Annotated in this window: 18 protein-coding genes and 1 CRISPR repeat array; of the genes, 10 read left to right on the top strand and 8 right to left on the bottom strand. The window is 51.0% G+C overall.

All coding sequences use genetic code 11. From position 1 onward, the window contains the following. The first annotated feature begins 275 nt into the window (after positions 1-275). A complete protein-coding gene (gene sopD, locus QEN32_RS04655) occupies positions 276-1229 on the top strand; it encodes an SPI-1 type III secretion system effector SopD (protein WP_242105750.1) in 954 nt (317 codons plus the stop codon). A 212-nt stretch (positions 1230-1441) separates the two neighbouring features. Here sopD and cysH read toward each other — a convergent pair whose 3' ends face one another. The 3 genes from cysH to cysJ form a co-directional block, all read right to left on the bottom strand. Next, on the bottom strand, positions 1442-2176 hold the full coding sequence (gene cysH / locus QEN32_RS04650) for a phosphoadenosine phosphosulfate reductase (protein ID WP_079827602.1): 735 nt from the start codon (positions 2174-2176) through the stop codon (positions 1442-1444). Between the two features lie 101 nt (positions 2177-2277). Continuing rightward, entirely contained in the window at positions 2278-3990 is a 1713-nt protein-coding gene (gene cysI, locus QEN32_RS04645; RefSeq protein ID WP_242105748.1) for an assimilatory sulfite reductase (NADPH) hemoprotein subunit, read from the bottom strand. After that, positions 3990-5789, bottom strand: coding sequence for an NADPH-dependent assimilatory sulfite reductase flavoprotein subunit (cysJ, locus tag QEN32_RS04640; RefSeq protein WP_265321968.1), 1800 nt, complete (start codon positions 5787-5789; stop codon positions 3990-3992). The genes cysI and cysJ overlap by 1 nt, the downstream gene beginning before the upstream one ends. Before the next feature lie 422 nt (positions 5790-6211). Between cysJ and queD the strand changes: the two genes are divergently transcribed. Next, positions 6212-6574 carry a 6-carboxytetrahydropterin synthase QueD gene (gene queD, locus QEN32_RS04635; RefSeq protein WP_000108312.1) on the top strand — a complete coding sequence of 121 codons (363 nt, stop codon included), beginning with the start codon at positions 6212-6214 and terminating at the stop codon, positions 6572-6574. 89 nt (positions 6575-6663) lie between these two features. Here the strand turns inward: queD and QEN32_RS04630 are convergent, their stop codons facing one another. From QEN32_RS04630 to mazG, 5 genes are all read right to left on the bottom strand, one after another. Then, positions 6664-7461, bottom strand: a complete 798-nt coding sequence (locus QEN32_RS04630; protein WP_001522969.1) for an MBL fold metallo-hydrolase — start codon at positions 7459-7461, stop codon at positions 6664-6666. Positions 7462-7558: 97 nt separating this feature from the next. Further along, a CRISPR array of direct repeats spans positions 7559-9540; the repeat unit is 29 nt; unit sequence CGGTTTATCCCCGCTGGCGCGGGGAACAC. A 296-nt stretch (positions 9541-9836) separates the two neighbouring features. Next, on the bottom strand, positions 9837-10508 hold the full coding sequence (gene queE / locus QEN32_RS04625; RefSeq protein WP_001199961.1) for a 7-carboxy-7-deazaguanine synthase QueE: 672 nt from the start codon (positions 10506-10508) through the stop codon (positions 9837-9839). 135 nt (positions 10509-10643) lie between these two features. Beyond that, entirely contained in the window at positions 10644-11942 is a 1299-nt protein-coding gene (gene eno, locus QEN32_RS04620; RefSeq protein WP_000036734.1) for a phosphopyruvate hydratase, read from the bottom strand. Between the two features lie 82 nt (positions 11943-12024). Then, on the bottom strand, positions 12025-13662 hold the full coding sequence (pyrG, locus tag QEN32_RS04615) for a CTP synthase (glutamine hydrolyzing) (RefSeq protein WP_000210863.1): 1638 nt from the start codon (positions 13660-13662) through the stop codon (positions 12025-12027). Positions 13663-13889: 227 nt separating this feature from the next. Beyond that, positions 13890-14690 (bottom strand): nucleoside triphosphate pyrophosphohydrolase, encoded by an 801-nt coding sequence (gene mazG / locus QEN32_RS04610; RefSeq protein ID WP_000210454.1) that lies wholly within the window; start codon positions 14688-14690, stop codon positions 13890-13892. A gap of 606 nt (positions 14691-15296) precedes the next feature. Between mazG and QEN32_RS04605 the strand changes: the two genes are divergently transcribed. The 8 genes from QEN32_RS04605 (at position 15297) to QEN32_RS04570 (ending at position 23168) form a co-directional block, all read left to right on the top strand. Next, positions 15297-15884, top strand: coding sequence for a fimbrial protein (locus QEN32_RS04605; RefSeq protein ID WP_000842512.1), 588 nt, complete (start codon positions 15297-15299; stop codon positions 15882-15884). Positions 15885-16017: 133 nt separating this feature from the next. Next, a complete protein-coding gene (locus QEN32_RS04600; protein WP_280144440.1) occupies positions 16018-18663 on the top strand; it encodes a fimbrial biogenesis outer membrane usher protein in 2646 nt (881 codons plus the stop codon). A gap of 12 nt (positions 18664-18675) precedes the next feature. After that, positions 18676-19449: a fimbria/pilus periplasmic chaperone gene (locus tag QEN32_RS04595; protein WP_047606534.1), complete on the top strand. Its 774-nt coding sequence runs from the start codon at positions 18676-18678 to the stop codon at positions 19447-19449. Between the two features lie 19 nt (positions 19450-19468). Next, positions 19469-19975 (top strand): fimbrial protein, encoded by a 507-nt coding sequence (locus tag QEN32_RS04590; RefSeq protein ID WP_000178267.1) that lies wholly within the window; start codon positions 19469-19471, stop codon positions 19973-19975. Positions 19976-19989: 14 nt separating this feature from the next. Then, on the top strand, positions 19990-20460 hold the full coding sequence (locus QEN32_RS04585) for a fimbrial protein (protein WP_000832396.1): 471 nt from the start codon (positions 19990-19992) through the stop codon (positions 20458-20460). Continuing rightward, on the top strand, positions 20457-20993 hold the full coding sequence (locus tag QEN32_RS04580) for a fimbrial protein (RefSeq protein ID WP_023138788.1): 537 nt from the start codon (positions 20457-20459) through the stop codon (positions 20991-20993). The genes QEN32_RS04585 and QEN32_RS04580 overlap by 4 nt, the downstream gene beginning before the upstream one ends. Before the next feature lie 28 nt (positions 20994-21021). Further along, positions 21022-22107: a hypothetical protein gene (locus QEN32_RS04575; protein WP_001188945.1), complete on the top strand. Its 1086-nt coding sequence runs from the start codon at positions 21022-21024 to the stop codon at positions 22105-22107. Positions 22108-22118: 11 nt separating this feature from the next. Next, on the top strand, positions 22119-23168 hold the full coding sequence (locus tag QEN32_RS04570; RefSeq protein WP_072276138.1) for a hypothetical protein: 1050 nt from the start codon (positions 22119-22121) through the stop codon (positions 23166-23168). Positions 23169-23176: the final 8 nt, after the last annotated feature.

Here is a 23176-nt window from a genome sequence, read left to right as displayed (position 1 = left end):
TCCGCTCTTTTCTTCTGGAAGAAGCGATCAAAGAGGCTTCTTCCAACGCCCCCTGCATAAACCAAAATTTAAAAAAACGACCATTTGCGGCGAATCATCTACCTTTTGTCTGAATTATCGTCACCACAAAGGATTACCAACCATAAATGTGCTGTATTAATAATGTCGTTCAAATTCTCTCCTGTAGTAAACTTTATCTGTTTAATAAAAAAGAGAGAATTGAACGATATATTTTACTCCGAATATTGAATAATATAAATTTGAAGGAAAATATTATGCCAGTCACTTTAAGCTTCGGTAATCATCAAAATTATACGCTTAATGAAAGTCGGCTTGCTCATCTGTTAAGCGCAGATAAAGAAAAAGCAATCCATATGGGGGGCTGGGATAAAGTCCAGGATCATTTTAGAGCGGAAAAAAAGGACCATGCGCTGGAAGTGTTACACTCCATCATTCACGGACAGGGCCGTGGTGAACCTGGAGAGATGGAAGTTAACGTAGAGGATATAAATAAAATTTACGCCTTTAAACGGCTACAACATCTGGCCTGCCCGGCTCATCAGGATCTGTTTACTATCAAGATGGACGCTTCTCAGACACAATTTTTACTTATGGTCGGCGACACGGTGATCAGCCAAAGCAATATTAAGGACATCCTCAATATATCAGATGATGCAGTGATAGAATCTATGAGTAGAGAGGAGAGACAGTTATTTTTACAAATATGCGAGGTGATTGGTGCGAAGATGACCTGGCACCCGGAATTACTTCAGGAGTCGATTTCAACTCTACGAAAAGAAGTGACGGGCAATGCACAAATCAAAACGGCGGTTTATGAGATGATGCGTCCCGCAGAGGCTCCAGACCACCCGCTTGTCGAATGGCAGGACTTACTTACTGCAGATGAAACATCGATGCTGGCTTGTATTAATGCCGGTAACTTTGAGCCTACAACTCAGTTTTGCAAAATAGGTTATCAGGAGGTACAAGGTGAAGTCGCTTTTAGCATGATGCATCCGTGCATCTCCTATTTACTACATAGCTATTCACCGTTTGCAGAGTTTAAACCAACAAATTCTGGTTTTTTAAAAAAACTTAATCAGGATTATAACGACTATCATGCAAAAAAAATGTTTATTGATGTAATTCTTGAAAAACTATATCTAACCCATGAACGTTCTTTGCACATTGGTAAAGATGGGTGCAGTCGTAATATATTACTGGTATAAAGATAGTCAGTAATATACCCTTCATACTTCAAGTTGCTTATGTGTTGGCTACGCTCGTTCACCCCAGTCACATAGTTATCTATGCTCCTGGGGACTCACTCCCTTGCCGCCTTTAAGCAACTCGAATTATTTTGGGTATATAACCAATTTAAAATCCGGCTGCCTGCCGGATTTTTCATAGCAGCAAGTATAATCATACCGCGTAAGGACAATCACCCTTCATGCAGCCCGCACTCGCGCTTCAGTCCGAAGAAGCGTGTCTCTTCTTCCGCCATACCCGGCTCCCATTTGCGGGTGGTGTGCGTATCGCCTACCGACAGATAGCCCTGATCCCACAGCGGATGGTATTTCAGACCGTGCTTTTGCAGATACTGGTAAACCGTGCGGTTATCCCAGTCGATAATCGGTAGCACTTTAAACACGCCGCGCTGGATAGCGAGAACAGGTAAATGCGCGCGGCTGCCGGACTGCTCGCGACGCAGACCCGCAAACCACGTCTGCGCTTTCAGCTCTTTTAGCGCCCGGTTCATCGGCTCGACTTTGTTGATGTCATTGTATTTCTCAATGCCCTCAACGCCCTGCTCCCACAGTTTGCCGTAGCGCGCCTCCTGCCAGGCCGGACTTTCGCCCGCGCGGTAAACTTTCAGGTTGAGTTTGAGTTTGTCCGTTAGCTCATCAATAAACTGATAGGTTTCCGGGAACAAATAGCCGGTATCGGTGAGGATCACCGGGATATCCGGGCGAATCTGGTTCACCAGGTGCAGGCTCACCGCCGCCTGGATACCAAAGCTTGAGGAGAGCACGTATTCGCCGGGCAGATTTTCCAGCGCCCAGGCCACGCGTTCTTCGGCAGTCAGCGTTTCCAGTTGAGCGTTGGTTTCCGCCAACGCCAGTACGCGATCGACTTTTGGCAGTTCATTCAGGGCATTTAGATCGAGTTTGGACATAAGTTCCTCGCGGTATACCTTGCCTGATGGCGCTTCGCTTATCAGGCCTACGCGGGCGGTAGGCCGGATAAGGCATTTATGCCGCCATCCGGCAATTCAGGTTATTCCCAGAAATCACGCGCTGGATCGAGCACCGGGCGAATGATGCCCGCACGCACCGTAAAGTCGCCGAAGCCTTCACCCGCTTCACGCTCTTTCGCCCAGCGCCCAATCAGTTCATCCAGCGAGGCCAGAATATCCGGCTCGGTGATATTTTCTTGATACATCCGTGGGATACGACTCCCGATGCGGTTGCCGCCAAGATGCAGGTTATAACGACCAGGCGCTTTCCCTACTAAGCCAATTTCCGCCAGCATCGCGCGGCCACAACCGTTCGGGCAGCCGGTCACGCGCATCACGATATGCTCATCAGGAATGCCGTGTTTTTCCAGAATCGCTTCGACTTTGTCCGTGAACGACGGCAGGAAACGCTCGGCTTCCGCCATCGCCAGCGGACAGGTCGGGAACGACACGCAGGCCATTGAGTTTTCACGCTGCGGTTTCACCGCATTCATCAACCCGTGGTCGCGCGCCAGCGTCTCGATCTTCGCTTTCTGGCTTTCCGGCACGCTGGCAATAATCAGGTTCTGGTTAGCGGTGATACGGAACTCGCCCTGATGAATCTTCGCGATCTCCAGCAGGCCGGTTTTCAGCGGACGCCCCGGGTAGTCCAGAATGCGGCCACTTTCGATAAACAGCGTCAGGTGCCAGTTGTTGTCGATCCCTTTCACCCAACCGATACGATCGCCGCGACCGGTAAACTCATACGGGCGGATCGGCTCAAATTTGATCCCCGCGCGACGCTCGACTTCCGCTTTAAACGTCTCCAGTCCCACGCGCTCAAGGGTGTATTTGGTTTTGGCGTTTTTCCTGTCGGTACGGTTACCCCAGTCGCGCTGCGTCGTCACTACCGCTTCCGCCACCGCCAGGGTGTGCTCCAGCGGTAGATAGCCAAACTCGCTCGCGGTACGAGCATAGGTTTTCTTATTACCGTGCTCAATAGACAGACCGCCGCCGACCAGCAGGTTAAAGCCGACCAGCTTGCCGTTCTCGGCAATCGCCACAAAGTTCATGTCGTTGGCGTGCAGATCGATATCATTTTGCGGCGGGATCACCACCGTGGTTTTGAACTTACGCGGCAGATAGGTTGCACCGAGGATCGGTTCTTCGTCAGTGGTCGCGACCTTCTCCTGATCGAGCCAGATCTCCGCATACGCACGGGTGCGCGGCAGCAGATGTTCGGAGATCTTCTTCGCCCACTCGTAGGCTTCCGCGTGCAACTGCGATTCGTACGGGTTGGAGGTGCACAGCACGTTACGGTTCATGTCGTTAGCGGTTGCCAGCGCATCCAGCCCCACCGAGTGCAGCATCTGGTGCACCGGCTTGACGTTCTTCTTCAGAATACCGTGAAACTGGAAGGTCTGGCGGTTGGTCAGACGGATACTGCCATAAATCGTGTTATCCGCCGCGAATTTATCGATCGCCTGCCATTGCGTCGTAGTAATCACCCCGCCCGGCAGACGGCAGCGCAGCAGCATGGCGTGGCGCGGCTCCAGCTTCTGCGCCGCACGCTCGGCGCGAATATCGCGGTCATCCTGCTGATACATGCCATGAAAGCGTATTAGCAGGAAGTTGTCGCCTTTAAAACCGCCGGTGAGACCGTCGTTCAGATCTTCCGCAATGGTACCGCGCAGGTAGTTGCTTTCCAGCTTCATGCGCTCGGCATCGGACAGTTTACCTTCGACCACCAGTGGGCCTGGATGTTTTTCGCTCATTAGTAGACATCTCGCTGATAACGGCGCTCTACGCGCAGCTCACTTAAATATTCATCTGCCGATTCGAGGTCCATACCGCCGAATTCAGCGATCACTTCCAGCAATGCTTTTTCGACATCTGCGGCCATGCGCCTGGCGTCGCCGCAGACATAAATATGCGCGCCATCATTGATCCAGCGCCACAGCTCGGCGCCCTGTTCACGCAGCTTGTCTTGTACGTAAATTTTTTCTTTTTGATCGCGTGACCAGGCCAGATCGATACGGTTCAGCACGCCTTCTTTCACGTAGCGCTGCCACTCCACCTGATAGAGGAAATCTTCGGTAAAGTGCGGGTTGCCGAAGAACAACCAGTTCTTGCCTTCCGCCCCTTCCGCCGCACGCTGTTGCATAAAGGCGCGGAACGGCGCGATGCCGGTGCCGGGGCCAATCATAATGACCGGCGCTTCCGGGTTAGCTGGCAGGCGGAAGTTGTCGTTGTGCTCAATAAAGACGCGAACTTCGCCCTCTTCTTCCACGCGGTCGGCAAGGAAGCTGGAAGCACCACCCGCGCGAGCGCGGCCTTCAATGTCGTAGCGCACGACGCCGACGGTTACGTGTACTTCGCTTTCGACTTCCGCCTGCGCGGAGGCGATGGAGTACAAACGCGGCGTCAGCGGACGCAGCAGGTCGATTAGCGCCTGAGCATCCAGTTGCGCCGGAGAGAAACGCACCATATCGACGATTGGCGTGGTCGCGGCGTAGTGCTGGAGCTGCGCTTTGTCGCCCACTAATGGCAACAGCGACTCACTGCGCGTCAGGGTCGCGTAGTTCTCAACAATGTTGGCGGTATTCACCGTCAGCTCGAAGTGCCACTCCAGCGCTTCGGCGAGCGGCAGGGTTTTACCGTCAACCGTCACCGGCTCATCGCCTTTCAGCCACAGCAACTCAACCAGCTCCTTCACCAGAGCCGGATCGTTCTGATACCAGACGCCCAGCGCATCGCCCGGCTGGTAACGCAGACCGGAGTCGCCTAAATCAATCTCAATATGACGAACGTCTTTTTCCGAGTTGCGACCGGTGATTTTCTGATTCACGGAGAGGGTCGCGGTCAGCGGCGCGTCTTTGGTATAGGGGCTGGTGTGGATGTCGTTTACCGCGCCAGTAGCGACGGATTGCGAAGGTGCCGCGACAGGTGCGCGGGACTTCAGAACATCAACCACGCGGGCGCGCCATTCGCTGGCAGCTGCCTGATATTCAACGTCAGCATCGACACGGTCGAGCAGACGTTCACCGCCCAGTTCCGCCAGTTTGCTGTCGAAATCTTTGCTGGACTGGCAGAAGAATTCATAGGATGTATCGCCAAGACCAAATACGGCAAACGCGGTGTTTTCCAGTTTCGGCGCTTTTTTCGAGAACAGGAACTTATGCAGCGCGACGGCCTCTTCCGGCGGCTCGCCTTCTCCCTGGGTGGACGTCACTATCACCAGCATTTTTTCACTGGCAATCTGTTTGAATTTGTAGTCGCCGGCGTTCACCAGTGTCACATTAAGGTTGGCCGCCAGCAGATCATCACGCAGCGCTTCCGCCACACGACGCGCATTGCCGGTTTGCGAAGCGGAGATAAGCGTAACTCCCGGCATCTTTCCCTCAGGAGCAGGCGTGACGGCAACAGCGCCTGAGCGCGGGTTCAGTACGCCCCAAAAATAGCCGGAGACCCAGGCAAGCTGTTCGGGAGTAAGGTCGGTTGTCGCGGCCTGAAGGCGCGCCAGTTGCTCCGGATTAAGCGGAAGCAACCCAGTCAGTGGAGCCGGTGTCGTCATGCGTCGTTATGTTCCAGTAAGCAAAGCGGATCTATACACAAAATCATTCAAGTTCGCCGTAAGCTGAGCGCGCCCCAGGAGCGTACATAAATACGTGACTGGGGTGAGTAAACGCAGTCACACAGATGCGGCTTGAAAGATGAAATGTATAAGCGATAAATCCCAAACTGAGGATAAGGTTAACGGTGAGAGGAATAACAATTAAAGAAGGGTTGGAAATAACAAATAACCAAATGAACTAACCTGTTTTAGTTATCGTTATTAACGCCAAAATCGATTTTATAATTGATTGATAATTATTAAATTTTCTGGAAATTCTTAAATTAATTGCCCGTCACAAGGCGGAGAATGGTTTTAGTTAATGATAAAAAATGCGCTTTCCGGTACCCTACGGCGGTTTTTTTATTGCCTGAGAGTTCATCATGTCCACCACGTTGTATAAAGATTTCACCTTTGAAGCCGCTCACCGCCTGCCTCACGTGCCTGAAGGGCATAAGTGCGGCCGCCTGCACGGACACTCGTTTATGGTGCGTCTCGAAATTACCGGTGAAGTCGATCCGCATACCGGTTGGATTATGGATTTCGCGGATCTCAAAGCGGCGTTTAAACCGACTTACGATCGTCTTGATCACTACTATCTGAATGATATTCCAGGGCTGTCCAATCCCACCAGCGAAGTGCTGGCAAAATGGATTTGGGATCAGGTTAAGCCCGTCGTGCCGCTACTGAGCGCAGTGATGGTGAAAGAGACGTGTACAGCCGGCTGCATCTATCGCGGCGAATAAGGTTTATTAACGCGTGGGCTGGATGCCAAATTGATTCCAGCCTATTCACACGACGTTTTATCAGTGAAAACATTGTCCAGCGTGCGGTGTTAAAAGCGCAGCACATCACCGGTTGCAGGTGCGGTTATTTCCGGTAGCCACAACCGCCCCCAGGCCCCTGTACAGTGACAACCGCATAGTTTTTCAGGTTTTTGTTCTTGCAGAAAGCGCCTGACTCGCCACAGCGTGAACGGTGATGCGCAACGGAGATGAAATCCGCCGACAAGCGCGTAAATCCGCTTTATACCGGTAATGTTCTGACAGTGCCGGACAATATTTGCGATTCCCCGATGCCCGCATCCCGTAATGATGACTAATCCTTTTGCCGACTGGTAAATCAGTACGCCCTCATCCAAAATAGAGTCCGGCTCCGCATCGTGGCCGCCAAAAATGCCGTAGGCTTCAGGCGCGACCACCGGTATTTCCCCTGACCAGATAAAGTTTTCGCCAATCGGCAGGGGGTCACGCGTGTACATCATTCGGTAGCGTGAATAGTCCACCTCACACGACAATTTTTTTATTTTTCGGGTAATACCGAGAAAAGTCATTGCCGCATAACGTTCGCGCGCAATATCGGGATGGCAGATGATTCGACTGTTATCAGGAAGCCACGGCACGCCGCCGCAATGATCGTAATGACCATGCGAAAGCACCACAGCAGACACATCGGACAGGTCGATCCCCATCGCCAACGCGTTTTGCATAAAACTGCCATCAGGGCCGGTATCGAACAAGATAGACGTAGACTCATCCTCGACCAACAGGCTTAATCCTGGCCGGGCCTTCAACGATTTATCCGCTCCAGCTCCCTTATGATTTTCGAGCAATACCCTGATCCTTAACGCCATGGCCTTCTCCTGTATAAAAGCCTCCCCGGAAAAACGCGGCCTTTTTACTTTACAGGTTTGTAGCAGCCATTACTGGTACACAGATTATGATTATGCAACGGCTATCCCCGCTGGCGCGGGGAACACGCGTATTCTCGCGGCGTTGGCTCCCGATGAGGCGGTTTATCCCCGCTGGCGCGGGGAACACCCCGACCAGTGTTCCCTGCGCAGTTTTAGCGTCGGTTTATCCCCGCTGGCGCGGGGAACACGGAGGGAATACAGGGTATTGGGAGATAAGTAGCGGTTTATCCCCGCTGGCGCGGGGAACACCGAGGCGGGTTTATGGAATACCGCTGCAAAACCGGTTTATCCCCGCTGGCGCGGGGAACACTTCGACGCCCCGGCGACAAGCTGGTACTGCGTCGGTTTATCCCCGCTGGCGCGGGGAACACGATACGTGCCAGCTCTAACTCTTCCTCCAGACCGGTTTATCCCCGCTGGCGCGGGGAACACAAGGATATTCCTGTCTCTATTCGTGTAAATAGCGGTTTATCCCCGCTGGCGCGGGGAACACCCTCGAATGATTTGTAGTATTTAGGTGCGCACCGGTTTATCCCCGCTGGCGCGGGGAACACAGCTGTTCGGCGTCGGCGTCTGAAATATCATCCGGTTTATCCCCGCTGGCGCGGGGAACACATTGAGCGCGTTGAGGGTGATGTTCTGCACACCGGTTTATCCCCGCTGGCGCGGGGAACACTGAGAGGTGATTATTTCTTTTATAATATCTGTCGGTTTATCCCCGCTGGCGCGGGGAACACTTTCCCTCTTTATCGACAATCTGCGCGTGAGCCGGTTTATCCCCGCTGGCGCGGGGAACACTTTTCGTATACAGGCCCACCGTCCGACGGGCTCGGTTTATCCCCGCTGGCGCGGGGAACACTGAATACGTCGGCGTTTAACTTAACAGGCCCGCGGTTTATCCCCGCTGGCGCGGGGAACACATACCGCCACCAGCAGAGACATGACCACTGACCGGTTTATCCCCGCTGGCGCGGGGAACACCTGTTAAGTGGGATCGTAATCATGGAGGTTGCCGGTTTATCCCCGCTGGCGCGGGGAACACCCACACGACCTCATTGGCGTTGGGGTCATAAGCGGTTTATCCCCGCTGGCGCGGGGAACACTACGTAACGTTTAAGCGTGGAAAGGCGCGGATCGGTTTATCCCCGCTGGCGCGGGGAACACGGTTCTCTTTTAACTGCGCACCCTGAAATAATCGGTTTATCCCCGCTGGCGCGGGGAACACCACACGCTCAACCCAAATGAATTTGCCGTATCCGGTTTATCCCCGCTGGCGCGGGGAACACGCGTATCAGAACTTATCTCAAAGGGACAGCACAGGTTTATCCCCGCTGGCGCGGGGAACACGTGTAGCGAATGGCCCCGCGTCTGTTTTGGTTCGGTTTATCCCCGCTGGCGCGGGGAACACCACGCGGTTAGGTTCATCAGGTAGCTGACTCTCGGTTTATCCCCGCTGGCGCGGGGAACACAATAAGCTGTTCAAGGTTCATGTGAGGGAAATCGGTTTATCCCCGCTGGCGCGGGGAACACTAGGATTCGTTACGCCAGCGCCTGTACTCGCGCGGTTTATCCCCGCTGGCGCGGGGAACACCGCTAATGCGGGGCTTTTTTATGGGGAAAAATCGGTTTATCCCCGCTGGCGCGGGGAACACCTAACCTCAGTGGCGCGTCCGGGGTGGCGTAGCGGTTTATCCCCGCTGGCGCGGGGAACACTCCGCAAGGCTGGCCGCAACTTTGTCGTCTTTCGGTTTATCCCCGCTGGCGCGGGGAACACATTGCCGTGAGTACGGAAATGAAATCGTATGACGGTTTATCCCCGCTGGCGCGGGGAACACAGCGCCGTTTCATTGCGGGTCGCGACCGTATCCGGTTTATCCCCGCTGGCGCGGGGAACACGCCGCCGAGAGGCGGTTTTTTATAGGGATTAATCGGTTTATCCCCGCTGGCGCGGGGAACACCCATCTTCCGTGCTGGCTCGCTCTCCTGTTTGCGGTTTATCCCCGCTGGCGCGGGGAACACACTAAACGTATATCATTGTTTATAAACTACTTTTTATCAGTACCACATTCTACCAACATAATCGCAACAATTTAAATTATTAAAGAACAGCTAATTTTCTGATTTTGATGCAAAAAAGTTCATAGAATGATTTTTTCTTTAAATTTACCAAAATAGCGTGATCCGTGCATCGCTATGGAAAAATTTATCAGCGCTTTTATACACTCATCGAAATTCACATAGAGAAAATAAACAATGCAAGGTAATGGATGAGTCACAGACGGCATCGGCAGGCCGTCTGTAAGATTAGTAATGCATCAGGCGATATTTAAATATTTATGCGTTTGCATAGACAGCCGCCAGTTACGTGCAATACACGTTTCAATACACAGACGCGTCGCGTCTTCTTTCTGGCTAATGGGCTGCAAAGCAATCACGCGCGGTTTATCATCGCTCAACGTGGCTAACAGTTCATCCAGCGCCTCAATATCACGAACTCGCCCAACGGGATGCTTGATTTCATTGGCGCGCTCCAGCGCCTGGGAAAGCACGTCATATCCCCCGCGCATATTCACTTTTGGTGAAACCGTGACCCAGGTGTTAGGCGTACAGCGCACTTCATGCGTCCCGCTAGTTTCAATCTGGCAACTAAAACCACTCTTTTCAAGCAGATCGGTGAGCGGCATGAGGTCGTGAATACAGGGTTCGCCACCGGTGATGACAACGTGACGCGCGGTATAGCCCTGACGGTTAATTACTGCCAGCAAGTCTTCACTGCTCGCAGCCCCCCATTTGTCGCTCTCTTTGGTTTTTGCCAGAATGCTGAACAGAGACACTTCCCGATCGCTCAGTTTATCCCAGGTATGCTTAGTATCACACCAGGCACAGCCGACCGGACATCCCTGTAAACGAATAAAAATAGCGGGGACGCCGGTAAAATAACCCTCGCCTTGTAGAGTCTGGAACATCTCGTTAATCGGGTACTGCATAGCGTTCTCTGTTAAGGGGATAATCGTTAATTATTGCAGATTTCGTCTGCCCGGTCATGCGCAGCGGCTGCGCTATTGAACCGATACAAAAAAACCCGCCGAAGCGGGTTTATACGTTAAGAGGTAAAAGCAGGATTACGCCTGGCCTTTGATCTCTTTACGACCGTTGTACGGTGCTTTTTCGCCCAGAGCTTCTTCGATACGAATCAGCTGGTTGTATTTAGCAACACGGTCAGAACGGCTCATAGAACCGGTTTTGATCTGGCCTGCAGCGGTACCAACAGCCAGGTCAGCGATGGTAGCGTCTTCAGTTTCGCCAGAACGGTGAGAGATGACAGCAGTGTAGCCAGCGTCTTTCGCCATCTTGATTGCAGCCAGAGTTTCGGTCAGAGAACCGATCTGGTTGAATTTGATCAGGATGGAGTTAGCGATGCCTTTCTCGATGCCTTCTTTCAGGATTTTGGTGTTGGTTACGAACAGGTCGTCACCAACCAGCTGGATTTTGTCGCCCAGTACTTTGGTCTGGTATGCAAAACCGTCCCAGTCAGACTCGTCCAGACCATCTTCGATGGAAACGATCGGGTACTGTTTGGTCAGTTCTTCCAGGAAGTGGGTGAATTCTTCGGAGGTGAACGCTTTGTTGCCTTCGCCAGCCAGAACGTATTTACCGTCTTTGTAGAATTCAGATGCTGCGCAGTCCATCGCCAGGGTGATGTCTTTACCCAGCTCGTAACCAGCCGCTTTAACCGCTTCAGCGATAACAGCCAGTGCTTCCGCGTTGGAGCCTAGGTTCGGCGCATAGCCGCCTTCGTCACCCACAGCGGTGTTCATGCCTTTGCCTTTCAGCACTTTTGCCAGGTGATGGAAAACTTCAGAACCCATACGGATGGCTTCTTTAACCGTTTTCGCGCCAACCGGCTGGATCATGAATTCCTGGATGTCGACGTTGTTGTCAGCGTGCTCGCCGCCGTTGATGATGTTCATCATCGGAACCGGCATGGAGTATTTGCCCGGAGTGCCGTTCAGTTCAGCAATGTGCTCGTACAGCGGCATACCTTTAGCGGCAGCAGCAGCTTTGGCGTTAGCCAGAGAGACAGCCAGAATGGCGTTTGCACCGAAGTTAGATTTGTTTTCAGTACCGTCCAGGTCGATCATGATTTTGTCGATGCCAGCCTGGTCTTTAGCGTCTTTGCCAAGAATAGCCTGAGCAATCGGGCCGTTAACCGCGCCAACAGCTTTGGTTACGCCTTTACCCAGGAAACGGGATTTGTCGCCATCGCGCAGTTCCAGCGCTTCGCGGGAACCAGTAGAAGCACCTGACGGAGCCGCCGCCATACCTACGAAACCACCTTCCAGGTGTACTTCAGCTTCAACAGTCGGGTTACCACGGGAGTCGATGATTTCACGACCGATGACTTTAACGATTTTGGACATTAGGTTTTCCTCAAGTCACTAGTTAAACTAAAACTTCAGACAAACGGTGCACCGCTGAGGGTGCACCGCCGTTCTAACTTTTTTACTTCGCCTGACGTTTCTGATGCTCGTTGGCGGCTTTAACAAAGCCGGCGAACAACGGATGTCCATCACGCGGCGTGGAAGTAAATTCCGGATGGAACTGACAGGCCACGAACCACGGATGATTCGGTACCTCAATGATCTCGACTAACTGATCATCACCGGAACGGCCTGCGACACGCAGACCCGCTGCTTCAATTTGTTTCAACAACATATTGTTGACTTCGTAACGATGGCGATGACGTTCAACAATCGTCGACGCGCCGTACAACTGACGTACCAGACTGTCATCGCTAAGCTGGCACTGCTGCGCGCCCAGGCGCATGGTGCCGCCCAGATCGCTTTTCTCGCTACGGACTTCAACGTTACCGTCTTCATCGCGCCACTCGGTAATTAACGCCACAACCGGGTACTTACAGTCTGGCACAAATTCCGTTGAGTTGGCGTTGTCCATGCCGGCCACGTTACGAGCGAACTCAATCAACGCAACCTGCATCCCCAGGCAAATGCCCAGATAAGGAATATTGTTTTCACGCGCATAGCGCGCAGTGGCGATTTTACCTTCAACGCCACGATAGCCGAAGCCACCGGGGATCAGGATAGCGTCCAAATCTTTCAGAATTTCGACGCCGCGCGTTTCAACATCTTGCGAATCGATCAATTTGATGTTGACGGTAACGCGGTTTTTCAGACCACCGTGTTTCAGCGCTTCGATCACTGACTTATAGGCATCCGGCAGTTCAATATATTTGCCGACCATGCCGATAGTCACTTCGCCTGCCGGGTTCGCTTCTTCGTAAATGACCTGTTCCCATTCAGACAGGTTAGCTTCCGGACAGTTCAAGCTGAATCGTTTACAAATATAATCATCAAGCCCCTGAGATTTCAACAGGCCCGGAATTTTATAAATGGAATCGACATCTTTCATTGAAATAACGGCTTTTTCCGGCACATTACAGAACAATGCAATTTTTGCACGCTCGTTGGCAGGAACCGCGCGATCGGAACGACAAATCAGAATATCGGGCTGAATACCGATAGACAGCAGCTCTTTCACGGAGTGCTGAGTCGGTTTAGTTTTCACTTCGCCCGCAGCCGCCAGGTAAGGTACCAGCGTCAGGTGCATAAACAGCGCGTGTTCACGACCGATATCTACCGCCAATTGACGAATCGCCTCAAGAAACGGCAGCGATTCGATATCACCGACGGTACCGCCGATTTCCACCAGTACCACATCGTGGCCTTCGCCACCTTCCAGCACGCGCTCTTTAATCGCGTTAGTGATGTGAGGGATTACCTGTACGGTTGCGCCCAGATAGTCGCCACGGCGTTCTTTACGCAGAACGTCGGAGTAGATGCGGCCAGTCGTGAAGTTGTTGCGGCGAGACATCTTGGTGCGGATGAAACGCTCGTAGTGCCCCAGGTCCAGGTCGGTTTCAGCGCCGTCTTCAGTAACGAACACTTCCCCGTGTTGGATTGGGCTCATAGTACCCGGATCGACGTTGATGTACGGATCCAGTTTCATGATGGTCACGTTGAGACCACGGGCTTCCAGAATGGCTGCGAGGGAGGCTGCGGCAATGCCTTTACCCAGAGAGGATACGACCCCGCCGGTCACAAAAATATAGTTCGTTGTCATGCGGAACCTGAGAAGTTAGGTTTAAAAGACGATGGAATAACCAGGACGGGAAAGCAGTATACCCGAACATGACCTACGCCACAAACTTTCATTATTCCTCCTCTTCGTCAGGCTGACATTCACACAGGGAGGGAGAAAATAGCCCCTTTGAGGTAAATGTTTTTGACGTAAATCAAGCGCTTGTTATTTAAAAAATCACACAAATCGCTCTTGACCGCCTAAAACCTTTAGAGATCAATTTCCTGGCGTTTTACTTCCTGCCAAACTTCTTCCATTGTTTCCAGGTCCACCCCGGTCATTTCCAGGCCTCTGGCTGCGACAATACGTTCAACTTCGCGAAAACGACGTTCAAATTTATCGTTCGCTTTTTGCAAAGCGAGCTCCGCTTTCGTACCTAAATGACGCGCCATGTTGACCGTGGCAAAGAGCAAATCGCCCATTTCCTCTTCCAGTTTAGCCTGATCAACAACCGCCTGCCGCGCCTCGAACATCACCTCATCGATCTCTTCATAGACCTTATCGACGACCGGTCCCAGCGTCGTCCAGTCAAAGCCCACGTTTGAACACCGTTTCTGGATTTTTTGCGCGCGCATTAAGGCCGGTAAACTGCGCGGAATATCGTCCAGCGCGGAATGCTGCGCTTTTTGCGCGCGCTCTTCCGTTTTGATTTGCTCCCAGCGAGCTAAGACTTCTTCGCTATTATCAGCGGAAAGCTCGCCAAAAACATGCGGATGGCGGCGCTCCAGCTTGTCGCTGATGGCAGCGCAGATATCATTAAAATCGAAGCGGCCTTCTTCCTGCGCCATCTGCGCGTAAAACACCACCTGGAACAACAGGTCGCCCAGTTCGCCGCGCAAATCGTCAAAATCCTCACGCGCAATCGCATCCAGTACTTCATAGGTTTCTTCCAGCGTATAAGGCGCGATGCTGGCGAAGGTCTGCTCTTTATCCCACGGGCAGCCGTTTTCCGGGTCACGCAGGCGCTGCATGAGGGTGAGAAGACGGTCAATTTGATGGTTAGTTGTCATGGTTTTTAATCGGTTGTAAATACCAGCGACAATTGTAACGTATTATTCTTAACCATTCACGCACAGAGACACTACGGCAACGCCTATATAATAAAATATATTGTTAACAGGTGTTGAATGCTACCTTTCCCGTATAACTTTAAAATTATTAATCGATACACAACAATATAATAATCATATAACTAATTTATTAAAAAAACAGATATTTGCACCAGACATTATAAATAACATCAATTAAGTAAAAAAATCATGCAAACACTATAAGCACCCCACCCAAAGAGCCTTCCCTTTCAAAAAAAATAAATTATTTCACTTTTACGGAAAAACGAGTAGCATGCACGCCAGTTTAATATTCAAAAAAGACCGCTTTTTTTGTTTTTTCTGGAACATACATGAAATAAATATATTGAAAGTATTACATATAATATTCTATGAGCAGGTACGATCATTCAGCTCATAAGAATATACTCATAAAAATGTAGAAATATAATATTTTTATTATGACCTATTTTTTACCCAAAGCCCGCAGCATGGCTCTATGCCGCATATCCCTTGGTATACGCGTACAAAATGCTGCCATAAAACACGTTAATTAAGGATAACACGATGAAGTCATCTCATTTTTGTAAACTGGCAGTAACTGCATCTTTAGTTATGGGAATTGTCTCCGGCGCTCAAGCCGCGGGTAGCAACACAGCGAAGGTCACTTTCCTTGGTAATATTGTTGACTCCCCCTGCTCCGTCACATTGGATACGGAAGATCAAACAGTCAATATGGGTTCAAGTATCGGTAATGGCACGCTGAGTAATGGTAAAACGACCATCAACAATGCCCGTACCTTTCATATCGATCTTGAGGGTTGTACCTGGGCTACCGAGAAAAATATGAATGTGGTATTCACTACAGGTAGTGGAACCACAGCGGCTACAGGCGCCACGGATAATCTCGCGCTGATGAAGACTGACGGCACTGGCGCTATTAGCAACGTAAGCCTGGCAATCGGCGATGCTGGCAAAAACAATATCAAACTGGGCGATACCTATACACAGGCCATTGCGGACCTGGACGGAGATACCATTCTTGATGAGAAGCAAAGCCTGAATTTCACCGCCTGGCTGGTTGGCGCAGCAACCGGCACCGTAGGCACAGGTGAATTCAGCAGCGCCGCCAACGTCACTATCTCTTACCTGTAATTCAGTTAACAGAGTCACGACGATAATACCCTGCCGCTTTAGGTAGGGTATTCCTGTTGAGTTTTATTGCGGAATATATTTGATGAATAACACATGGAAAAGTGTTCTTTGCCCAATAGCGTGCGGAGTGGGAATGCTTCTAAGCGCCTCCCCTTATAGCGCGTCAGGCAAAGACATCGAATTTAATACCGATTTCCTCGATGTAAAAAATCGCGATAACGTTAACATTGCACAGTTTTCTCGTAAGGGTTTTATTCTGCCAGGCGTCTACCTTTTACAAATTAAAATTAACGGACAGACTCTGCCGCAGGAATTTCCTGTTAACTGGGTTATTCCAGAACATGACCCACAAGGAAGTGAGGTTTGCGCAGAACCAGAATTAGTTACGCAATTGGGTATAAAGCCGGAACTCGCGGAAAAACTCGTCTGGATAACGCACGGTGAACGACAATGTCTGGCGCCAGATTCACTGAAAGGCATGGATTTTCAGGCCGACCTGGGACACTCCACGCTGCTGGTGAATTTACCCCAGGCGTATATGGAATACAGCGATGTCGACTGGGACCCACCCGCCCGCTGGGATAATGGTATTCCCGGCATCATTCTGGATTACAACATTAATAATCAGCTCCGCCACGATCAAGAAAGCGGCAGCGAAGAGCAAAGCATCAGCGGCAACGGGACGTTAGGCGCGAACCTGGGCGCATGGCGACTGCGGGCCGACTGGCAGGCCAGCTACGACCATCGTGACGATGACGAGAACACTTCCACCCTCCACGATCAGAGCTGGAGCCGCTACTACGCCTATCGCGCACTACCGACGCTCGGGGCCAAACTTACGCTGGGCGAAAGCTATCTCCAGTCCGATGTTTTCGACAGCTTTAACTATATCGGTGCCAGCGTCGTTTCTGACGATCAGATGCTGCCGCCGAAACTGCGCGGCTATGCGCCGGAGATCGTGGGCATTGCGCGTTCTAACGCAAAAGTCAAAGTCTCCTGGCAGGGGCGCGTACTGTATGAAACGCAGGTGCCCGCAGGACCGTTCCGTATTCAGGATCTCAACCAGTCCGTTTCCGGTACGTTGCACGTCACCGTGGAAGAGCAGAACGGTCAGACCCAGGAGTTTGACGTTAACACCGCATCGGTTCCCTTCCTGACGCGCCCCGGCATGGTGCGCTACAAGATGGCGCTGGGCCGCCCGCAGGACTGGGATCATCACCCCATTACCGGCACATTCGCCTCGGCGGAAGCTTCGTGGGGGGTCACCAACGGCTGGTCGCTATATGGCGGCGCAATTGGAGAAAGCAGCTATCAGGCCGTGGCGTTGGGAAGCGGTAAGGATCTTGGCGTGGTGGGCGCGGTGGCGGTCGACATTACGCACTCCATCGCCCACATGCCGCAAGACGACGGGTTTGACGGCGAAACGCTGCAGGGTAACTCATATCGCATCAGCTACTCCCGTGACTTTGATGAAATCGACAGCCGACTAACCTTTGCCGGATACCGCTTCTCAGAAAAGAACTTTATGAGCATGAGCGACTATCTGGATGCGAAAACCTATCATCATCTCAATGCCGGTCACGAAAAAGAACGCTATACGGTCACCTATAACCAGAACTTCCGTGAACAGGGCATGAGCGCCTATTTCAGCTACTCACGCAGTACCTTCTGGGACAGCCCGGATCAGAGTAACTATAACCTGTCTCTTTCCTGGTACTTCGACTTAGGGTCGATAAAAAATCTCAGTGCGTCGCTGAACGGCTATCGCAGCGAATATAACGGTGATAAAGATGATGGCGTCTATATCTCGCTGTCTGTTCCCTGGGGCAATGATTCCATCAGCTACAACGGTACGTTTAACGGTAGTCAACACCGTAATCAGCTCGGCTATTCCGGCCACAGCCAGAACGGCGATAACTGGCAGCTTCACGTCGGGCAGGATGAACAAGGCGCGCAGGCAGACGGTTATTACAGCCATCAGGGCGCGCTGACGGACATCGATCTAAGCGCGGATTATGAAGAAGGATCGTACCGTTCACTGGGCATGTCGCTGCGCGGCGGCATGACGCTGACCACCCAGGGCGGCGCGCTACACCGGGGAAGTTTAGCGGGCAGCACACGTTTGCTGGTTGATACCGACGGTATTGCGGACGTCCCCGTTAGCGGTAGCGGCTCGCCAACCTCAACCAACATTTTCGGCAAGGCCGTGATTGCGGATGTCGGAAGCTATTCGCGCAGCCTGGCGCGTATCGATCTGAACAAATTGCCGGAGAAGGCGGAAGCTACTAAGTCGGTTGTGCAGATCACGCTCACCGAAGGCGCCATCGGCTACCGTCACTTTGACGTGGTCAGCGGCGAGAAAATGATGGCGGTTTTCCGGCTGGCAGACGGCGACTTCCCACCGTTCGGCGCCGAAGTGAAAAACGAACGCCAGCAGCAGTTGGGCCTGGTGGCCGATGACGGCAACGCCTGGCTGGCGGGCGTAAAAGCCGGGGAAACATTGAAAGTCTTCTGGGATGGCGCGGCGCAGTGTGAAGCATCACTCCCGCCCACGTTTACACCGGAGCTATTGGCCAACGCGCTATTGCTGCCGTGCAAAATGCTGGAAGGTCAGCCCCCCACCGCACCGCAGAAAAGTTCTCCGCTGCCTGCGCAACCGCTAATCCAGGAACATACGCAAACCGATGGCCAACCGGCCGCGCCGGTGGCGACAACCACTCAAACCCCGCCCATACCGCTGGCTGACAACCATGCGGTGAATCGCAAGGATATGGAATAAAGGGAACCTGTAATGAACAAGACCAACCATTTTAAGCGCCAGGCGCTTATCGCTTCGGTATTACTGGCTGCGCCGCTGGTATCGCACAGCGCGATTGTGCCGGATCGTACCCGCGTTATTTTTAACGGCAATGAAAATTCAATCACCGTCACGCTGAAAAACGGCAACGCCACTCTGCCCTATCTCGCACAGGCGTGGCTGGAAGACGATAAGTTCGCCAAAGATACCCGCTATTTTACCGCCCTGCCGCCGCTGCAGCGTATTGAGCCAAAATCCGACGGGCAGGTTAAAGTCCAGCCGTTACCAGCCGCGGCTAGCCTACCGCAGGACCGGGAAAGTCTGTTTTATTTCAACGTGCGGGAAATTCCGCCGAAAAGCGATAAGCCTAATACGCTCCAGCTGGCGCTGCAAACGCGTATTAAGTTTTTCTACCGCCCGGTAGCCGTCGCCCGGCAGGTGGATAAGACGCACCCGTGGCAGATGAAGCTCACGCTGACCTACCAGGGCGATGGTGTGATCTTCGACAACCCCACACCGTTTTACCTCGTAATCAGCAATGCCGGTAGCAAAGAGAACGAAACCGCCTCCGGCTTTAAAAACCTGCTGATTGCCCCGCGTGAAAAAGTGACCTCTCCCATCAAAGGTGCCTCGCTCGGCAGTTCGCCGGTGGTGGGCTACGTCGATGATTACGGCGGCCATCGCCTGCTGGTTTTCACCTGCTCAGGGAATACCTGCAAGGTCAATGAGGAGAAAACCCGTGACGCTGAGAAGAAAGCGAATAAGTAATCCTGTGCGAAAGAGATCTATGACGATGTTGACTCGCTGGAAAATGCTGGTGCTGCTGTGCGGTGGATTCGTTGCCGGCACCGAGGCTGCTGGCACAAAAACCGTGCAACTGGAGCTACATCTGGTCGTCACTCAACCACCGCCCTGTACGGTAGGCGGCGCTTCCGTAGAGTTTGGCGATGTCCTGACCACCAAAGTTGGCGATGCTTCTCAAACGAAACCTGTGGGCTACAGCCTGAACTGCGATGGCAGAGCGAGCGACTATCTAAAGCTACAAATTCAGGGGACCACTACCACCATCAGCGGGGAGCAGGTTCTGCAAACTTCGGTGCAGGGGTTAGGCATCCGTATTCAGCAGGCGGGCAATAAGCAACTGGTTCCGGTTGGCATAACGGATTGGCTGAACTTCACCCTGAGCGGCAGCAATGGGCCGGAGCTGGAAGCCGTACCGGTTAAAGAGCCCACCACGCAGTTAGCGGGTGGCGATTTTAACGCCAGTGCGACGTTAGTCGTGGATTACCAGTGATGGAGAGATTCATAGTGAAAAGGGTGCTTATCCTGACGCTTTTAATCACCCAGTTTGCCTGCGCCGACAATTTGACCTTTCACGGCAAACTGATAAACCCGCCCGCCTGTACTATCAATAATGGTGAAACGCTGGAGGTCAGTTTTGGTAGCGTGATTATTGATAATATTGACGGCGTCAATTACCTGACCGAGATCCCGTGGACCCTTACCTGCGACAGCAGCTTTCGCGATGACGCATTAACTTTTACGTTGAGCTATCTGGGCACGGCGACGCCTTACTCCGCAAATGCCTTAACCACCAATGTCCCTGAGCTGGGCATTGAACTTCAGCAGAACGGCACGGTGTTTCCTCCCGGCACGTCGCTAACCATCGATGAGTCATCGCTTCCCACACTAAAAGCCGTGCCGGTAAAACAGCCAGGTAAAGAGCCTGCCGAAGGCGATTTTGAGGCTTTTGCCACGTTACAGGTGGATTACCAATGAACCGTATTTTTCAAACTGCCGGGCATTTGATCGGAGGCGTAATGTTATGGGCGGTTTGCAATACGCTACCTGCCGCCACGCCTAATGTGCACTACAGCGGTAAGTTGGTTGCCGGCGCCTGTAACCTGGTAGTGGATAATGACACGATGGCAACGGTGGATTTTCATACTATTGGCAGTGACAATTTCGACGCCAGCGGGCAAACGACTCCTGTTCCATTCACACTTAGCCTCCAGGATTGCAAAACAGCGCTAGCCAACGGCGTGCTGGTGACCTTTCAGGGCGTTGAAGACAGTACTCTGCCCGGACTGCTGGCGCTGGAGCCCTCGTCGGAAGCCAGTGGTTTTGCGATTGGCGTGGAAACGGCTGCACAGCAACCAGTGAGTATCAATGCAACAGAGGGTACAGCTTTTGTGCTGAAGGAAGGGATTACCACCATCAACTTGCAGGCCAGGCTGCAAAAATACGCTGGTGAAGATGTTATGCCGGGGGAATTTAAGGGTACTGCTACCGTGAGCTTTGAATATCAGTAAGCTATAGGTAAAATTATAAGGATATGAAATGCAGCGAATTTTATTACAGCTAATACTGGTAATAATATCTGGTTTTTGGTGTATTGCGCTACAATGCGCTGAAGTAAGAACGGATATAGAATATAATTCTCAAATTATTTCACAGTTTGATAGCCTTGGTGCACTGACTGGCGATCCTACACTCGATACCATCCATACCCCATTACCAACAAACATTCATATCCTTTCATCGTGCACTAAGTCAGGTGGAGGCGATGGGGGTGGTTGTACTACTCAAGGTACAATTCCCTATGGACTTGAATCCACCCTTGAGTTTGATCCATCAACTTCTTTCATCAATACAACCGCTGTCGATAACGGTATCACTTATAGTTTTACTGGTGAAGCGGTAAAAGCGACGGCACATGCCGACTGTACGGGTAATCAGGCAACTAACAGCGCAATTTGTGTATGGGATAAATCATTTTCACTTCCCCTCACCTTACTTACCAAACAGAATGGAATAACAATTAACCAGCAAAATCTTACAGTTTCGGTAATACCCGGAGGAGGAAATAATGACACTAATCAATATTCATCCCTTTCCGGCCATATTATTATTGATGAATCGGTAAGCAGTTACGCTAGTTATGAACCGGAAACATCGGGCATTGAGAATCTGAAATTCAAATGGACTGTAACAGTGACAGAAGATACCGAGGGTGATTTCGGTATATGGAACGGATCACTTGTACTTAATGGCTCTCCAGCGTCCACCCTACATCGTTATTTGCCTCCAGAAATATTAGATGCTTCATTTTCTGAAAATACGATAGTGCACAGTACAGAAGTCGCCATGACTGGCGCAAAAAATAATGTCGAGCTAGCCTCTGTATATCTCTACCATGGCAATACGCCATGCGACGATACATCCTTGTGTAACTACAGTCTTAATAAGACGTCGGTTGCTCTTGTATGTCACGATCTGAATGCGCAGCTTGCCTTTAGCAGCACTTGTAATGCTTCAGACACAACACATTGCCTGAACGGCAAAGTAGGTACGATAAATGGTACCTGGGGGAAAGTCAGCATTGATACAACTTGTGCAATCACCGTTTTGATACCCTACGAATAAACACAGGAAAAATGATGACCATAAGCAAAAGAATCATAATTTCATTTATTCTATTTATGTGCTTCACCAACAATACATTTGGATCTGGATACGTTAAGATCAATGCCGAATTGAATAATATGGCAGGCAGAGGGGCAGGTACAGCTGATTTAAATAGTGACCTACGGGTTAGAACATCATTATTACCAGAGAATATTGAGATGTTATGTACTGGTGGAAAACTACGTGGCAGCCAGGTAACGTGCGCCCCTGGGCTATGGGTCGATATTGAATCAACGATAACAATGGATTCCAGTATAAGAATGATCATTGGCAGCACTTCTTTCACACTTCCCAATATGACTGAAACCCGCCGGGCCCGCTGTACATCACATGATAATTCCACACTTGATTGTGTCTGGACCAGCAATATCGATACACAATTAAATATATCACCACTATACGATGCACCAATAATCAAACAAGATTTAAAATTGCATATCGAACCATCTTCATATGATTACGCACAATCGCAATATATTGATGGGGAAATAACTTACAACACCAAAAAACATCAAGTATCCTATGACGCTTATAGTATAACAGATTACGGCTTTACAGACCATAATATAAAAACGGAAATTTCGATTATTGACGCCAATTTTGGGACCAGCATTACCACCATTAATGATAAAATGTCATTTTATAGTGACAGCGTACAAATTATCGCTTCAATCGATCCTGAAAATTTAGCTGCTTCTTTTGATAAATACTCAGAAGTAACCTCAATAAATAAAGAATTTAGTGGACCAAAAACCAATGAGCTCATTGCAAATATTTTTTTAAGACATGGAAATATGCCCTGTGATGTCTATGAATCAGATTCAATTTGTGCACAAATAATAGATAATGCAACAGTATCAATAGCATGTGATGATAAAAACATGCAGATTGAGGCTATTCCCTGTGATCAAAACAATACTGAATGTGCCCGTTCACAGATGGTAGAACTTCGTGGTACCTGGGGACGAGTCAACATTGACACCGATTGTGCGGTAACCGTATTACTGCCATACGAATAGAAATTTGA

It is taken from the genome of Salmonella sp. SA14318 (assembly GCF_029866905.1).
In the GTDB taxonomy this organism is placed as follows: Bacteria; Pseudomonadota; Gammaproteobacteria; order Enterobacterales; family Enterobacteriaceae; genus Salmonella; species Salmonella enterica.
Note: the sequence above shows the minus strand (reverse complement) of the source record. Positions and strands in the feature narration are given on the sequence as shown.

What these genes read in the sequence shown, in the direction of transcription:
- QEN32_RS04570 (WP_072276138.1), top strand. Translation starts at nt 22,119, where the DNA reads ATGATGACCATAAGCAAAAGAATCATAATTTCATTTATTCTATTTATG.
- QEN32_RS04590 (WP_000178267.1), top strand. Translation starts at nt 19,469, where the DNA reads ATGACGATGTTGACTCGCTGGAAAATGCTGGTGCTGCTGTGCGGTGGA.
- QEN32_RS04605 (WP_000842512.1), top strand. Translation starts at nt 15,297, where the DNA reads ATGAAGTCATCTCATTTTTGTAAACTGGCAGTAACTGCATCTTTAGTT.
- QEN32_RS04600 (WP_280144440.1), top strand. Translation starts at nt 16,018, where the DNA reads ATGCTTCTAAGCGCCTCCCCTTATAGCGCGTCAGGCAAAGACATCGAA.
- pyrG (WP_000210863.1), bottom strand. Translation starts at nt 13,662, where the DNA reads ATGACAACGAACTATATTTTTGTGACCGGCGGGGTCGTATCCTCTCTG.
- sopD (WP_242105750.1), top strand. Translation starts at nt 276, where the DNA reads ATGCCAGTCACTTTAAGCTTCGGTAATCATCAAAATTATACGCTTAAT.
- QEN32_RS04630 (WP_001522969.1), bottom strand. Translation starts at nt 7,461, where the DNA reads ATGGCGTTAAGGATCAGGGTATTGCTCGAAAATCATAAGGGAGCTGGA.
- cysI (WP_242105748.1), bottom strand. Translation starts at nt 3,990, where the DNA reads ATGAGCGAAAAACATCCAGGCCCACTGGTGGTCGAAGGTAAACTGTCC.
- mazG (WP_000210454.1), bottom strand. Translation starts at nt 14,690, where the DNA reads ATGACAACTAACCATCAAATTGACCGTCTTCTCACCCTCATGCAGCGC.
- cysH (WP_079827602.1), bottom strand. Translation starts at nt 2,176, where the DNA reads ATGTCCAAACTCGATCTAAATGCCCTGAATGAACTGCCAAAAGTCGAT.
- QEN32_RS04595 (WP_047606534.1), top strand. Translation starts at nt 18,676, where the DNA reads ATGAACAAGACCAACCATTTTAAGCGCCAGGCGCTTATCGCTTCGGTA.
- queD (WP_000108312.1), top strand. Translation starts at nt 6,212, where the DNA reads ATGTCCACCACGTTGTATAAAGATTTCACCTTTGAAGCCGCTCACCGC.
- eno (WP_000036734.1), bottom strand. Translation starts at nt 11,942, where the DNA reads ATGTCCAAAATCGTTAAAGTCATCGGTCGTGAAATCATCGACTCCCGT.
- QEN32_RS04575 (WP_001188945.1), top strand. Translation starts at nt 21,022, where the DNA reads ATGCAGCGAATTTTATTACAGCTAATACTGGTAATAATATCTGGTTTT.
- cysJ (WP_265321968.1), bottom strand. Translation starts at nt 5,789, where the DNA reads ATGACGACACCGGCTCCACTGACTGGGTTGCTTCCGCTTAATCCGGAG.
- QEN32_RS04580 (WP_023138788.1), top strand. Translation starts at nt 20,457, where the DNA reads ATGAACCGTATTTTTCAAACTGCCGGGCATTTGATCGGAGGCGTAATG.
- queE (WP_001199961.1), bottom strand. Translation starts at nt 10,508, where the DNA reads ATGCAGTACCCGATTAACGAGATGTTCCAGACTCTACAAGGCGAGGGT.